General features: G+C 66.9%; 13 protein-coding genes and 1 riboswitch. Of the genes, 5 read left to right on the top strand and 8 right to left on the bottom strand.

Annotated features, from left to right (window positions below):
- Window positions 1–47: 47 nt before the first annotated feature.
- Both ACQR1F_RS02280 and ACQR1F_RS02275 read left to right on the top strand, forming a co-directional pair.
- Window positions 48–1463: a HAMP domain-containing sensor histidine kinase gene (locus ACQR1F_RS02280; RefSeq protein WP_316239610.1), complete on the top strand. Its 1416-nt coding sequence runs from the start codon at window positions 48–50 to the stop codon at window positions 1461–1463.
- Window positions 1460–2101 (top strand): response regulator transcription factor, encoded by a 642-nt coding sequence (locus tag ACQR1F_RS02275; RefSeq protein ID WP_316217055.1) that lies wholly within the window; start codon window positions 1460–1462, stop codon window positions 2099–2101. The genes ACQR1F_RS02280 and ACQR1F_RS02275 overlap by 4 nt, the downstream gene beginning before the upstream one ends.
- A 31-nt stretch (window positions 2102–2132) precedes the next feature.
- On the opposite strand, the gene ACQR1F_RS02270 is transcribed toward ACQR1F_RS02275, so the two are convergent.
- Entirely contained in the window at window positions 2133–2426 is a 294-nt protein-coding gene (locus ACQR1F_RS02270; RefSeq protein ID WP_315805576.1) for a hypothetical protein, read from the bottom strand.
- Window positions 2426–3283, bottom strand: coding sequence for an SDR family oxidoreductase (locus ACQR1F_RS02265; RefSeq protein ID WP_316239581.1), 858 nt, complete (start codon window positions 3281–3283; stop codon window positions 2426–2428). Before ACQR1F_RS02265 ends, ACQR1F_RS02270 begins: the two co-directional genes overlap by 1 nt.
- 542 nt (window positions 3284–3825) lie before the next feature.
- Between ACQR1F_RS02265 and ACQR1F_RS02260 the strand changes: the two genes are divergently transcribed.
- The 3 genes from ACQR1F_RS02260 to ACQR1F_RS02250 all read left to right on the top strand — a co-directional run bounded on the left by ACQR1F_RS02260 (window position 3826) and on the right by ACQR1F_RS02250 (window position 8190).
- Window positions 3826–4938: a DUF2336 domain-containing protein gene (locus ACQR1F_RS02260; protein WP_434891158.1), complete on the top strand. Its 1113-nt coding sequence runs from the start codon at window positions 3826–3828 to the stop codon at window positions 4936–4938.
- 208 nt (window positions 4939–5146) lie between these two features.
- Window positions 5147–5364: riboswitch (cobalamin riboswitch) on the top strand.
- A 111-nt stretch (window positions 5365–5475) separates the two neighbouring features.
- On the top strand, window positions 5476–7536 hold the full coding sequence (locus tag ACQR1F_RS02255) for a TonB-dependent receptor domain-containing protein (protein ID WP_434912472.1): 2061 nt from the start codon (window positions 5476–5478) through the stop codon (window positions 7534–7536).
- A gap of 75 nt (window positions 7537–7611) precedes the next feature.
- On the top strand, window positions 7612–8190 hold the full coding sequence (locus ACQR1F_RS02250; protein ID WP_434912471.1) for a hypothetical protein: 579 nt from the start codon (window positions 7612–7614) through the stop codon (window positions 8188–8190).
- Window positions 8191–8506: 316 nt separating this feature from the next.
- Here the strand turns inward: ACQR1F_RS02250 and ilvC are convergent, their stop codons facing one another.
- The 6 genes from ilvC to ACQR1F_RS02220 all read right to left on the bottom strand — a co-directional run bounded on the left by ilvC (window position 8507) and on the right by ACQR1F_RS02220 (window position 14746).
- Window positions 8507–9526, bottom strand: a complete 1020-nt coding sequence (gene ilvC, locus ACQR1F_RS02245) for a ketol-acid reductoisomerase (RefSeq protein WP_315713342.1) — start codon at window positions 9524–9526, stop codon at window positions 8507–8509.
- Window positions 9527–9676: 150 nt separating this feature from the next.
- The gene (locus ACQR1F_RS02240) at window positions 9677–10279 is read right to left on the bottom strand and encodes a LysE family translocator (protein ID WP_434912470.1); all 603 of its coding nucleotides are present in this window, start codon (window positions 10277–10279) and stop codon (window positions 9677–9679) included.
- A 300-nt stretch (window positions 10280–10579) separates the two neighbouring features.
- A complete protein-coding gene (locus ACQR1F_RS02235; RefSeq protein ID WP_434912469.1) occupies window positions 10580–11269 on the bottom strand; it encodes a class I SAM-dependent methyltransferase in 690 nt (229 codons plus the stop codon).
- A 3-nt stretch (window positions 11270–11272) separates the two neighbouring features.
- Complete coding sequence (ilvN, locus tag ACQR1F_RS02230; protein WP_315805569.1) at window positions 11273–11815, bottom strand: acetolactate synthase small subunit; 543 nt, start codon at window positions 11813–11815, stop codon at window positions 11273–11275.
- Window positions 11816–11990: 175 nt separating this feature from the next.
- Window positions 11991–12974 (bottom strand): threonine dehydratase, encoded by a 984-nt coding sequence (locus ACQR1F_RS02225; protein ID WP_434912468.1) that lies wholly within the window; start codon window positions 12972–12974, stop codon window positions 11991–11993.
- A 2-nt stretch (window positions 12975–12976) separates the two neighbouring features.
- On the bottom strand, window positions 12977–14746 hold the full coding sequence (locus ACQR1F_RS02220; RefSeq protein WP_434912467.1) for an acetolactate synthase 3 large subunit: 1770 nt from the start codon (window positions 14744–14746) through the stop codon (window positions 12977–12979).
- Between the last annotated feature and the right edge of the window lie 163 nt (window positions 14747–14909).

Here is a 14909-nt window from a genome sequence, read left to right as displayed (position 1 = left end):
TCTGCCGTTAAATGCCGGCGGGCTGGGCTGCCATGGACGCGCCGAAGATGTGGAGCCGCTACGACCTCAAATACCGCCTGACGCTGCGCATCGCGGCGGTCTCGGCGCTCTGCTTCGCGGCGATCTGCGCCTATGTGCTGTTCGACACCGACCGCTCGGTGCATGCGCGCAACGCGCGGATCGCCGAGATCACGGCCCGGACGCTGCAACTGCAGCAGAGCAAGATGCATTGGGTCAACAGCCCGCCGGCCGGCTTTCCCGACCTCGACGCGGTCGCGGCCGCGGCGATGGGACCGGGGCTGTGCATCGCCTATCGCGGCGTCGACGGCGTGATCGTGCAGCGGATCTGCGGCGGCGCGGACGCGCAGGCGGACGATCCGCCCCGCGCCTTCGCGATGCCGTATCGGCGGCTGTTCGAGCCGGGCCGGGAAGCGGCACGGCCGGTCAGGTTTCGCGGCGAGAGGACCGGCGATGCGGTCGTCTGGATCGATGCCGGCGTCATGACCGCGGACGCCTGGCGCGAGCTCGGCCGGCTGCTGCCGGTACTCGGGACGGCGCTGGTGCTGCTGTGCGTGCTGGCCTACGCCGCACTGGCCCGCGCGCTGCGCCCGACGCGGCTGATCCGCGCCGGGCTGGAGCGGATCGCCGCCAACGATCTGTCGGCGCGGCTGCCACCGTTCGACCTCGCCGAGCTCTCGGCGATCCGCGATGCCTTCAATCAGCTCGCCGAGGGGCTGGAGACGGCGCTGGCGCAGCGCGGCGAATTGACCCGGCGCCTGATTGCCCTGGAAGACGACGAACGCCGCCACCTCGCCCGCGAGCTGCATGACGAATTCGGCCAGTCGCTGGCGGCGATCCGGGCGCTCGCAGCGTCGATCCGTCACAGCGCGGCGCAGGATTGCCCCGCTCTGGTCGGCGAATGCGACGGCATCGCGCGCACCGCGAGCGACATGATGGAGCAGTTGCGCGGCGCGCTGATGCGGCTGCGTCCGCCTGATGTCGACGAGCTCGGCCTCGCCGGCAGCCTCGAAGGCCTCGTGGCCGGCTGGAACCGGCGGCAGCACGGCCGCACCGTGTTCGAGATCAGCCTGTCGGGCGACGTCGACCGGCTGCCCGGCATCGTCGCCAGCAACGTCTACCGCATCGCGCAGGAGGCGCTCACCAACGCCGTCAAGCACGCCGGCGCGACGCGCGTGCGATTGCAGTTGACGCTTCAGGACGGGCCGGCTCAGTCGGCGCCCGAGAGCACGACCGTGCTCACCGTCGAAGATGACGGTCCTGCCGGCGATGCGCCCGACAAGCCGGGCATGGGCCTGCTCGGCATGCGCGAGCGCGTCGCCTCCATGGGGGGCCAGATGAGTTTTGCGGCCACGTCCGGCGGCGCGCGCCTCCGCGTCGAGATTCCGCTCCCGGCCCTGCCCGGCCTCTCGCCTGCGCAGCCGGAAACGGCCTACGCGGCATGACGACGCCCGCCGGCACCATCCTGCTGGTCGACGACCATGCCGTGGTCCGCGAGGGCTACAGGTCGATGCTGCAGAAGCAGCCGGGACTGCGCGTGGTCGCCGAAGCCGCCGATGGCGCCGAAGCCTACCGGCTGTTCAAGGAGGTCAGGCCCGATCTCGTCATCATGGACCTGACGATGCCGGGCGTCGGCGGCATCGAGGGCATCCGCCGCATCCGGCAATGGGATCGCGGCGCGCGCATCCTCGTGTTCACCATGCATGAGAATGCCGGCTTCGCGGTGCAGGCGATCCGCGCCGGCGCCCGCGGCTATGTCACCAAGAGCAGCCCGCCGGAGGCTCTCGTGCGCGCCGTCATGGACGTGCTGGCAGGCCGCATCGCGATCAGCCCCGACATCGATCACGAGCTCGCGCTCAGCCGCCTCTCCGGCGAGCGCGCCGCCGCCGACGTGCTGTCCGCGCGCGAGTTCGAGGTGATGCAAATGCTGCTGGCCGAACGGACGACGGACGAGATCGCGTCCGCGCTGCATCTCAGCCCGAAGACGGTTGCCAACCTGCACTCGCTGATCAAGGACAAGCTCGGCGTTGCCAGCGACATCGAGCTGGTGCGGCTGGCGCTGCGGCAGGGCCTGCTGAGCTGAGCCGGCGGGGCTTACATCCCCGCGAGAAAGCTCAGGAGTCGCCCTGCGGCGTCGCTGCCGCGTCCGACGCCGTGACCGGATCGTCGATCAGGTGAAACGCGCGCCCGAGCCGGCGCTGCACGCTCATCACGGCGCGGTCGACGTCGCTGATCAGGCTGTCGCCGAGAACGACGTGCGGGATCTCCCAGTTGCGGCCGCTGCGCACGTCGAGCGCATGAACCGCCGGCACGCGCGCGGTCTCGCAGCCCGGCTGCGCGCGAAGGTCCTCCTCGACCAGGCGGGTCAGCTCCGCCTGGGTCTTGCCGATGGTCGTCATCGCCGGCATCAGGGCCTGGTCGCGGGCATCAGGCCGAGCCGCTTGGCGATGATGCGATCGACGGTCCGTTTCGGAAGCACCCGCACGATCCATTGCCTCATGGCGTCGGGCGCGATCTCGTAGCGCACCTTGGGCGCCGGCAAGGTCAAGGCGTCGGCCACCCGAGCGGCGATGGTCTCGGCCGGCAGCCCCGACTTGCCGAGATTCAGCATGAAGGCGCGGATCTTCTGCAGCGCCGGGAAGAACGGCGAGGCCTGATACGGCGACAGGTCGACCTCGTCGGCCTTGGCCCAGATCGGGGTCTTCACCGCGCCCGGCGCGATGACGATGACGTCGATGCCGAACAGCATCAGCTCACGGCGCAGGCTCTCGGACAGCCCTTCGATCGCATGCTTTGAGGTCGAATACGGCGCCAACAGCGGGTTGCCATTGCGCCCGGCCACCGAGCTGACCATCACGATCCGGCCTCGCTCCCCTTTCATGGCGGGATCCGCTCCGAGCAGCGGCGCGAACGCCTGGGTCGCGATCACCGGGCCGATGACGTTGACCTCCATCTGATGGCGGAACTGCGCGATCGGCAGCTCCGTCACCGGCCCCGCGACGGCGATGCCGGCATTGTTGACCAGGCCGGCGAGCGCCTCGCCGGCGAGAGCCGCCCGCACCTCCTGCGCGGCCGCCTTCACCGCCGCCTCGTCGGTCACGTCGAACAGCAGCGGCGTGAAGTTGGCGCCGAGCTCGCTGCGCAGACGGTCTGCATCGGCCTGCTTGCGAACGCTGCCGAACACGCGAAAGCCGCGCGCGAGCAGGTGCTTCGAACAGGCGAACCCGATGCCGGTGGATGCGCCGGTGATGACGACGGATTTCATGGGGACCTCAACGATTTGCGCGGCGATTATCGCACGGGATGCGGCAAGATGCTGGCGCTGATTTTTCGCGTGAGGTCATCACCCGCCGAGCCTGCCCCGGAACAACGGAATACGGCACGCAACGCACGGCGCGTCGGCAAAACGGCCGCGGCAAGAATGGGATTTAAGTTTCAATGCTTGAGAGGATGAGAGCTGACGTGAGATCGAGGGCAGCGACCAAACTGGATGAAGGAAGGTTTGTGACCTTATGAGATCGTTAACCTTTCCGCCTCGCTCGCCTGTCTTCGCCGGGTCTGCAAGGAGGTGATCGCACCTCATTCCATCGATTGTCCGGCGAATCTCCGAAAGGCCGGGCTCCGACCCGTCTTCCCCTCTATGCGTATCGTCTTAATTTTCCGTATCCGTGTTTCCCCGGAGTACTACGCCCTCCGCCCCTAACGCATTGTTATCGCCCGTGCCGAAAACTGCCCCGGCCGAAAGCCTTGCAGCGGATCCCACACGCGTTGCTGTCGCTCCGGCAATCCGGACCAACGAGCGCGATCGTGTCACAGCCAGAACAGCTTCCGCTTTCAGAAAACTCCATCATCACCGAACTCGAAGAGGCCGTCCGCAGCGGCTCCTCGGCGAAGCGCGTCAACACGCTGCGCCAGGTCACCAACCTGTTCCTGCATGACGGCGAACGCCTCAGCGAGGACCAGATCAAGGTGTTCGACAACGTGCTGTGCATGCTGGTCTCGCGGGTCGAGACCCGCGCGCGGGCCGAGCTCAGCAAGCATCTCGCGCCGGTCGACTATGCGCCCGTCGAATTGATCCAGCAGCTCGCCCGCGACGACGAAATCTCGGTGGCCGAGAACGTGCTGATGCACTCGAGCCGGCTCACCGAGCATACGCTGGTGGAGGTCGCGGCGACCAAGGGCCAGGATCACCTGATGGCGATCTCCAGCCGCCCGCATCTGACCGAGGCGGTGACCGACATCATCGTCGACCGCGGCGAGCGCCGGGTCATCCGCAAGCTTGCCAACAACCAGACCGCGCGCTTCTCCGAGACCGGCTATTCCGGGATGATGGCGCATGCCGAGGACGACGACGAATTGTCCGAGATCATCGGGCTGCGCATCGACCTGCCTACCAAGCATCTGCGCGACCTCCTGCGCCGCGCAACCGAAGCCGTGCGCGCCAAGTTGATGGCCTCGGCGCCGCCGGCGTTGCAGCAGGAGATCAAGAAAATCCTCAAGGCGATCGCCGACGTTGCGCGCAGCGACGGCGGCCTGATCGGGCGCGACTTCACGCTGGCCGAAGAGGCCGTCAAGCGCATGAAGGGGCTGAACGAGCTCAACGATGCCGCCATCGCCTTCTTCGCCGAGACTCGCCGCTTCAGCGAGGTGTCAGCCGCGCTCGGCCTGCTCAACAACGTCCCGACCGAGATGATGGCCAAGGTGCTGGAGGGCCCGCGCACCGACATCGTGCTGATCCCCTGCCGTGCCGCCGGGCTGGCCTGGTCGGTGGTGGCGAAGATCCTGACCCACCGGCCGATCAAGCACGCCATCGACAGCGACACGCTGAAGCTCGCGGAACGCGACTATTCCCGCCTGTCCCTCGACACCGCCCAGCGCACCCTGCGGTTCTGGATGGTGCACAACAAGGTCGAGAAGTAAGCGGCGCTCGCAAAAGCGATCCGCGCCGGAATTGATTCGCGCCTCACACCCCGCTGTCGTCCCTGCGAACGACAGCTGTGGGGCGTCGCGGGTGCCGGGTATCTCATGCCGAACGCGGCAGCCGAGAGAGTTCGCCACACGCAATCCACGCCAGCGCGTTATCGCCAGGAGATCACCGGGCGCCGGATTGACTTTGGTGCGCCCGCACTCCTACGGTGACGGCGACGGTGCCCCTCGACCGGGGCTCAATAGGGAATGCGGTGCCGGAGACGTCTCGCAAGGGACGTGACCGAAGGCCGCAGCTGCCCCCGCAACTGTAAGCGGCGAATCTCGCGTCAGAGGCCACTGGGAAATCTCGGTCCCGGGAAGGCGACGTGGAGGTGACGACCCGCGAGCCAGGAGACCTGCCGTCAGCCGTGGTCACACGCGAGGATGCCGGTCGGGGCGTTATTGGCATCGTTTTCAGGCAGGCCTGCAAAGGCGTGCATGAGACCTCGTTCGCGGTGACGTGCCACTGACGTCATGCCGAGGTCACTCGTGTCTCCCGTTCCCCATGCCAGGCGCCGTCGCGCCCTTCTGTCGTCGTTCTACCTCCTCTCGTCGTTCGCGCTGCTCGGTCCCTCCCCCGCAACGGCGCAGCAATCCGCCTCGCCCGATCTGCTGCCGCCGGTCGAGGTCGACCCGCCGCACCGGCCGATCGCTCCGAAACCGGCCATCCCCCGCAGAGCCGGCAACGCCGCGCATCAACAGATGCCGGCGGCAAAGCCGGAATCGCCGGCCAGCCCGCCCGTCGCGGTCAGCCCGGCCGGCATCGTGACGCCGGTCGCCAACGTCGCGAATGCGATCACGGTGGTGACCGACAAGGACATCGCCGCGCAGCAGGCCCGCACGGTGCCGGACATCCTGAGCACCGTCCCCGGATTGAACGTCGTGCAGGCCGGCGGCCCGGGCGGCCAGACCAACGTCTTCATGCGCGGCACCAATGCCAACCACACCAAGCTCATCATCGACGGCATCGACGTCGGCGACGTCACCAACAGCAACGGTGCGTTCGATTTCGCGCATCTGCTCGCCGCCGACATCCAGCAGCTCGAGGTGCTGCGCGGGCCGCAGAGCGGGCTGTACGGCTCCGATGCGATCGGCGGCGTGATCTCGGTGATCACGCGCAAGGGCGACGGCCCGGCGCGGGCGACCGCCTCGGTCGAGACCGGCTCGTTCAAGACCTTCAACCAGTCGGCCGGCGTCAGCGGCTCACAAAACAATGTCAACTACGCGGTCAACGTCGCGCATCTGCACGCCGGCGACGTGCCGGTGACGCCATGGCAACTGCTCCCGGCCGGGCAGAAGGCGATCGGCAACGCCTACGACAACGTGACCGCCTCGTCCAAGCTCGGCGTCGATCTCAACGAGGCCTGGACACTGAATTCGGTTGTCCGCTACACCGACGCCACCCTGCTGTTCACCGGCGACAGCGGCTTTCCCAGCGTTCCCGATGCGATCAGGAGCAAACACACCGTCCACCAGCTGGCAACGCGCCAGGAAGCCGTGTGGTCGCTGCTCGGGGGCCGCATCAGGAACTACTTCGGCGTCAACTACGTGAACAACTGGTCGTCCGATCTGACGGCCGGCAATCCCGTGGCCGCGGTCGCCACGGGGGAGCGCATCAAATATGACTGGCACGCGGTGACCGAACTGGCGCCGCACAACAATCTCGTCGTCGGGCTGGAGCAGCAGACCGAGCGGCTGAAAACAACCGATCTTTCCGCCGAGAACGGCAACAAGGCCGGCTTCGTCGAGCTGCAGACGGAGCTCGCCAAGCGCTGGTTCGTGGTGGCGAGCCTGCGCAACGACGTCAACGACCAGTTCGGCGGCCATGGCACCTACCGCATCGCGCCGGCGGTGATCCTGCCGCTCACCGAGACCAAGCTGAAGGCGAGCTACGGCACCGGCTTCAAGGCGCCGACCCTGAGCCAGCTGCACCAGGATTTTCCGGCCTTCAACTTCTTCGCCAATCCCAACCTGAAGCCGGAGCAGAGCACCGGCTACGACGCCGGCTTCGAACAGCCGCTGTTTTCGGATCGCATCCGCTTCGGCGCGACCTACTTCCACAACAGCATCACCAACCTGATCAATTTCAACGCGACCTTCACCTCCTATGCCAATGTCGGCCTCGCGACCACCGAAGGCACCGAGAGTTTTGTGGCGGCGAAATTGACCGATCGGATCTCGCTGCGCGCGGACTATACCTTCACCCGCGCGGTCGATGCGGCCACCGGTCAGCAGCTATTGCGACGGCCGAAGGAGAAATGGAGCGCAACCGCGATCTGGCTGCCGGTCGATGCGCTCAGCCTGTCGGCCACCGTGCTGCGGGTCGGCGACTGGCTCGATGTCAGCCGCGACGGCATGACCACCGGCCTGGTCGCGCCCGGCTATACGGTCGTCAACCTGCGCAGCGACTACGCGTTGTCCAACCAGGTCAAGCTGTTCGGCCGGATCGATAACCTGTTCAACCGTCACTACCAGAACCCGACCGGATTCCTCGCGCCGGGCTTCGGCGTGTTCGGCGGCATCCGGGTGGCGAGCTCCGGCGTGCAGTGACGCTGCCGACCAACCTCCCGGCGGCTGACAGAAGCTGCCGAAATGGACTACAATCGCAACAGAAGGAGATGTTCCATGACTCTCGACGTTCTCGCCCGGCCTGGTTCCGGGGCTCGCCTCGCGCCCGTTCCGCAACGGCATGCCGCTGCGTTCTGCTTCGCGCTGCTGACAGCGGCCTGCGCGCTGGCGAGCTTCGTGTTCGCCTGCGCGACGCCGTTTGCGGCCTTCGCCGTGATCGCCGCCGCCATGCTGCCGCTGCGCATGGCGCTGCCGGTGATGCTCGGCGCCTGGCTGGTCAACCAGGGCGTCGGCTTCGGCGCGCTGCACTATCCGGTCGATGCCAACACGCTGGCCTGGGGCGCCATGATCGGCGTCGCGGCGCTCAGCGCCACCGTCATAGCCCGCATGGCGCTGGCGGCCTTGCGCACGGCACCAGCGCCGGCCGCGTTTGCCGTCGCGCTCCTCAGTGCCTACGCCGCCTATGAGCTGGTGCTGCTGGCCGCCACGCCCGCACTCGGCGGGGCCGCAAGCTTCGCGCTCCCGATCGTCGCCCGCCTCGGCCTGACCAGCGCCGCCTGGCTGGTCGGCCTCGTCGCGGTCAGTGAGATCGTCCGCCTGCTCACGCCGCTGGCTTCGCGGCACACGGCGTCCTGACCGAACCAGCATCAGCGGTTAGGCGCTCGTCGTCTTCCCGCCCACTGCCGTCGTCCCCGCGAACGCGGGGACCCATACCGCGTGATGTGAGTTGGCGGAAACGGTCTGGATCATCGTCCTTCGCAAAACAAAAGCCGGTGGTTATGGGTCCCTGCGTTCGCAGGGACGACAGCTGTGGGTGTTGCAAACGGCCGGGCTGAACCACGCTTCGCCGTCGCAGCCAAGAAAAAGCCTCCGCCCGACAAGGACGGAGGCTTTTGATTGAGCCGATGGCGGGGACCGCGCTACCGCGGTCCCAACCGTCGAATATGACAGCTCAGTTCTTGCTCTTGTCGACCAGCGCGCCCTTCTTGATCCAGGGCATCATGTCGCGCAGGCGGGCACCGACTTCCTCGATCGGGTGCTGGGCAAGCTTGGCGCGGGTCGCCTTGAACGAGGTCTGGTTGACCTTGTTCTCCAGCATCCAGTCGCGCGCGAAGCGGCCGGACTGGATGTCGTCGAGCACGCGCTTCATCTCGGCCTTGGTCTCCGGCGTGATGATGCGCGGGCCGGTGACATACTCGCCGTACTCGGCGGTGTTGGAGATCGAGTAGTTCATGTTGGCGATGCCGCCTTCATAGATCAGGTCGACGATCAGCTTGACCTCGTGGAGGCACTCGAAATAGGCCATCTCCGGCGCGTAGCCGGCCTCGGTCAGCGTCTCGTAGCCGGCCTTGATCAGTTCGACCAGGCCGCCGCACAGCACCGCCTGCTCGCCGAACAGGTCGGTCTCGCACTCTTCCTTGAAGGTCGTCTCGATGATGCCGGCGCGGCCGCCGCCGATCGCCGAGGCGTAGGACAGGCCGAGGTCATGGGCGTTGCCCGAGGAATCCTTGGCGATCGCGATCAGGCAGGGCACGCCGCCGCCGCGCTGGTACTCGGAGCGGACGGTGTGGCCGGGGCCTTTCGGCGCGATCATCAGCACGTCGAGATCGGCGCGCGGGTCGAGCAGGTTGAAGTGGACGTTCAGGCCGTGGGCGAACACCAGTGCGGCGCCCTGCTTCATGTTGTCGTGCAGGTGCTCGCGGTAGATGTCGCCCTGCAGCTCGTCCGGGGTCAGCATCATCACGAGGTCGGCCCACTTCGCGGCCTCGGCGACTTCCATCACCTTGAAGCCGGCGCCTTCGGCCTTCTTGGCCGAGGCCGAGCCCTTGCGCAGCGCGATCGCGACGTCCTTGACGCCGGAATCCTTCAGGTTGAGCGCGTGGGCGTGGCCCTGGCTGCCATAGCCGACGATGACGACCTTCTTGCCCTTGATCAGGTTCAGATCGGCGTCGCGATCGTAGTAGACACGCATTGTCGTTTCCTCTTTGAGATGGCCGGAATTGGCTGAAAAGTCAGACGCTTGGGTGAGGCACGGGCGGCTGCGCCCGGACGAAATCCGGCCCGTGTCTAGAGCATTTTGGGTCCCGTTGGAAACCCCGATCTCGCATGGCGGCGGCGTCCCTCATGCGTCCATGAACACGGGATAGAGCGAGGCCAGCAGCAGCACCGCCATCAGGATGTTGAAGGCGCGGACCGCACGCTCGGAGCTCAGCAGCGGCCGCAGCGCGGTGCCGAACAGGGTCCAGGTGATGGTCGAGCCGATCGCCATCACGAAGCTGATCGCGACCTGCAGCCCGACATTGGCCGGAAAGCTGGCAATCGCGGCATAGGCGGTGATGGTGCTGATCACCATCACCCAGCCCTTGGCGTTGACCCACTGGAACAGCGCCGCGCCCCAGAACGACATCGGCCCGCGCGGCTTGGTGTCCTCAGGTTTGGTCGATCCGGACAAGGCGATCGCAACCGCGAGGTAGATCAGATAGGCCGCGCCTAGATATTTCAGAACGTCTTGCAGGACCGGGTAGCGGATGAACACCGTGGCCAGCCCGAAGCCGACCGCGCCGACCATGAAGGCGAAGCCGAAGCTGACGCCCATCATGTGCGGCACCGTGCGGCGGAAGCCATGGGTCACGCCCGACGACAGCAGCATGATGTTGTTCGGACCCGGCGTGAACGCCATCACGAAGGCGAAGGTGACGAAGGCGATGAGGAGCTGCTGGGACATCACTCATCTGCCTCCACGTCGTCATGGCCGGGCTTGTCCCGGCCATCCACGTCGTTCAGCACGCCTGGACAGACGTGGATGCCCGGGACGAGCCCGGGCATGACGGAGTAACAAGTTCCCAGGACTGCGGACCGCGACAGCTTCAGTTCACAAGATGCAATCCGGGTGAGGGTGACTCTCCGCACGGTCGGTGTGCGTGGCTGCCCCTCACCCCAGCCCTCTCCCCGTAAGAACGGGGAGAGGGAGCGCACCGCGTGCTGCGCAACAGCTTGCGCTCCGCCTCGACAATCGATCATTCGATCAGCCCTGCCCCGCCGGCTTCTGCAGCACGTAGGTCGCGTGCATCGGGGCGTGGTAGTCGGCCGACACCATCGTAAATCCGACCTCGGCCAGCATGCGCTCCATCACCCAGGCGAAGGTGGAGTTCTCGTCGCGCATGTGGGTGATGACGCTGTCGCGGGCGAGGTCGTGGTTCTTGATGTTGAAATCCGCCCATTGCTCAACCGAGCGCTCCGCGCCGTCGGGCATGGAGACATAGACGATGTCGCGCAGGAAGAACTGCGCGCCCGGCTTCAGCGCCGCGAAGATCCGCGCCAGCGCCACCGCCTTCCAGAAGTCTGGCAGGTGATGCAGCGTGAACTCGCTGGCGATCAGGTCATAGGTGGCAGCCTCATAGGCGAACGACAGCAGCCCCGCCGAATGCATCCGCACCGCGGTACGGCGGTCGCGGGTGTAGATCTTGGTCAGCGCCAGCATCGCCGGCGAGATGTCGATGGCGTCCACCACGGCCCCCATCAGCGCCGCTTCCGTCGCCAGCACGCCATTGCCGCAGCCGATGTCGGCCACCCGCCAGCCCGGCTTGACACCGAGCATCTTCAACGCGGCGCGCGCACGCTCGTCGGCATCGTCGCCCGAACCGTAGATCGAGGCCACGGCATGATCGAGACCGATCCGGTTGCGTTCGTTGTAGTACCAGTCGCGCGCCAGCATGGCTCACATCCCTTCCGGTCCCCGCCCGATCGCCGCAATGCCGGTCCTGGCGACTTCCACCAGGCCCAGCGGACGCATCAGATCGATGAATTGCGTGATCTTGTCGGTGTTGCCGGTGATCTCGAACACGAAGCTCTCGGTCGTGGCGTCGATCACGCGGGCGCGGAACGCATCCGCCAGCCGCAGCGCCTCGACCCGCGGCTCGCCGATGCCGCGCACCTTGACCATCGCCAGCTCGCGCTCGATCGCGCGTTTCGTCAGCGTCATGTCGACGACGCGATAGACCGGGATCATGCGGTCGAGCTGATGCTTGATCTGCTGGATCACCATCGGCGTGCCGGTCGTGACGATGGTGATGCGCGACAGGTGCTTCTGGCTCTCGGTCTCGGAGACGGTGAGGCTCTCGATGTTGTAGCCGCGCCCCGAGAACAGGCCGATGACCCGCGCGAGCACGCCGGGCTCGTTCTGCACCAGCACGGCAAGCGTGTGCGTTTCGTTCGGATCGTGGCGGTCTTCGATGAAATAGGCGGAGGCTGGCTGGTTCATTGGTGTCCCCGTGTTAGCCAAGTCGTCATGGCCGGGCTTGTCCCGGCCATCCACGTCGAGCATCGCAGGCGCGGCTCGTGGATGCCCGGGCCTTCGCCGCGCCGAAGCGGCTTCGGCCGCGCAGGCGGGTCAAGCCCGGGCACGACGGCGGTATGTGGAGTGAGCGGAGTGCCCATTACGGCAACTCCGCCATTTCTTCGGTTGCCGCCGGCATCACCCAGCGCCTGAACAAATCGAGATCGATGTTGCCGCCGGTCAGCACCAGGCCGACGCGCTTGCCGGCCAGCCTGCCCTTTTCCTGCAAGGCGGCTGCGAGCGACGCCGCACCAGCGCCTTCGGCGAGATTATGCGTGTCGGTCCACAGGATGCGCACGGCCTCGGCGATCTCGGCGTCGCTGACCTGCACGATCCGCGAGGCGCCTTTCAGGATGATCGCGAGCGCATCCGCATCCGGGCTGCGCGTGGCGAGACCATCGGCGTGGGTGTCGGCGCTGTTGGTGGTCACCACGGTGCGCGCAGCGAACGACAGCGCGTAGGACGGCGCTTCGGTCGACTGCACGCCGACGATCTCGGTCTTCAAACCGAGGAGGTCGCGCGCCAGGATGCAGCCGCAGATTCCGGAGCCCTGGCCGATCGAGACGTAGAGCACGTCGAGATCGGGGGCGCTGCGCAACAGCTCCAGCGCGTAGGTCGCGACGCCGCGCACGAGATCGCGATGAAACGACGGCACCATGTGCAGGCCGTCGCGCGCGGCGTGGCGCCCGGCTTCCTCGCGCGCTTCCTGGAAGTCGCTGCCATGCTCGATCAGCTCGGCGCCGAACGCCGCCATCGCGCGGTTCTTCTCGACCGAGTTGCCCTGGGGCACGTAGATCGTCACCGGCAGGCCGTTGCGGCGGCCGGCGAAGGCGATGCTCTGGCCATGATTGCCGCGCGTCGCGGTGATCAGGCCACGGACATCGGGCTGCGTGCGCTTGAGGCTGTCGACATAGACCAGCCCGCCGCGCACCTTGAAGGCCCCGGCTGGGGTGTGGTTCTCGTGCTTGACGACGACGTGCGTCCCCAGCCGCTGCGCCAGCAACGGCCACGCATGCGCGGGTGTCGCCGGCACCGCGGCGCCGACGATCGCATGGGCCTGCTCGAGCTCGGCGAGGCTGAACATGGTTACACCAGCGCCTTGCCGCCGGCGAACGCCGCCGCCGGATCGGACGCTTCCGCCGGCAGGATCATCTCGTTGTGCGCCTTGCCCGAGGGGATCATCGGGAAGCAGTTTTCGAGCGCGGCGACGCGGCAGTCGAACAGCACCGGCTTCTTGACCGAGATCATCTCCTTGATCGCGCCGTCGAGGTCGCCGGGCTTGCTGACCTGCAGGCCGACGCCGCCATAGGCTTCGGCGAGCTTGACGAAGTCCGGGAGCGCCTCCGAGTAGGAATGCGACAGGCGGTTGCCGTGCAGCAGCTGCTGCCACTGCCGCACCATGCCCATGTACTGGTTGTTGAGGATGAAGATCTTGACCGGCAGCTCGTACTGCACGGCCGTCGACATCTCCTGCATCGTCATCTGCACCGAGGCGTCGCCGCCGATGTCAATGACCAGGCTGTCGGGATGGGCGACCTGCACGCCGATCGCCGCCGGCAGGCCGTAGCCCATGGTGCCGAGGCCGCCCGAGGTCATCCAGCGGTGCGGCTCCTCGAAGCCGTAGAACTGCGCCGCCCACATCTGGTGCTGGCCAACCTCGGTCGTGATGTAGGTGTCGCGGCCGCGCGTCAGCTCGAACAGCCGCTGGATCGCATATTGCGGCATGATCACGTCGCGGTTCGGCTTGTAGGCCAGCGAGTTGCGCGCGCGCCAGACGGCAATCTCCTGCCACCACGACTTGATGTCCGGCTTCTTCGCCTCGGCCCTGAACACCTGCAGGATGTCGGCGAGCACGTCGCCGCAATCGCCGATGATCGGCACGTCGACGCGGATGTTCTTGTTGATCGAGGACGGATCGATGTCGATGTGGATCTTCTTCGAGCCGGGCGAGAACGCATCGGTGCGCCCGGTGATGCGGTCATCGAAGCGCGCGCCGACGCACAGCATGACGTCGCAATCATGCATCGCCATGTTGGCCTCGTAGGTGCCGTGCATGCCGAGCATGCCCAGCCAATTCTTGCCCGAGGCCGGATAGGCGCCGAGCCCCATCAGGGTCGAGGTGATCGGAAAGCCCGTGACCTCGACCAGCTCGCGCAGCAGCTTCGAGGCTTCGGGGCCCGAATTGACGACGCCGCCGCCGGAATAGATCACCGGCCGCTTGGCCGAGGCCAGCAGCGCCACGGCCTTGCGGATCTGCATCGCGTCGCCCTTGACGCGCGGCGAATAGGACACGTGGACGTCCGACTTGCGCGGCGGATGATAGGTGCCGGTCGCGAACTGCACGTCCTTCGGCACGTCGACCACGACCGGCCCCGGCCGGCCCGTGGTGGCGACGTAGAACGCCTCGTGCAGCACCTTGGCGAGGTCGTTGACATCGCGGACCAGCCAATTGTGCTTGGTGCAGGGCCGGGTGATGCCGACCGTGTCGCATTCCTGGAACGCATCGTTGCCGATCAGGTGCGTCGGCACCTGGCCGGTGATGCAGACCAGGGGAATCGAATCCATCAGTGCGTCCGCCAGCGGCGTCACCATGTTGGTCGCGCCGGGGCCCGAGGTCACCAGCACGACGCCCGGCTTGCCGGTCGAGCGCGCATAGCCTTCGGCGGCGTGGCCGGCGCCCTGCTCGTGGCGGACCAGGATGTGCTCGACCTCGCTCTGCTGGAAGATCTCGTCATAGATCGGAAGCACCGCGCCGCCCGGATAGCCGAAGATGTGCTGCACGCCGTGGTCGATGAGCGCGCGCACGATCATCGCGGCGCCGGTCATCTGGTTCGGATCGTGGCTCTTGTCGGTCATGGTGGGCTCCGGATCGCTGGGTCTCAGCGGCTTGTCGTTTTGGTCGGTCGGTTCGGTCGGCTGGTTTTCTGTTGGTTCAGCGTGGTCGGGTCGCTTCGGGCAATAAAAAAGGGCCCTGGAAGGCCCTGCGCACCGCTCGGATCATGGATGGCCGCTAGCCATC

This window comes from Bradyrhizobium sp. HKCCYLS3013 (assembly GCF_051167615.1).
In the GTDB taxonomy this organism is placed as follows: Bacteria; Pseudomonadota; Alphaproteobacteria; order Rhizobiales; family Xanthobacteraceae; genus Bradyrhizobium.
Note: the sequence above shows the minus strand (reverse complement) of the source record. Positions and strands in the feature narration are given on the sequence as shown.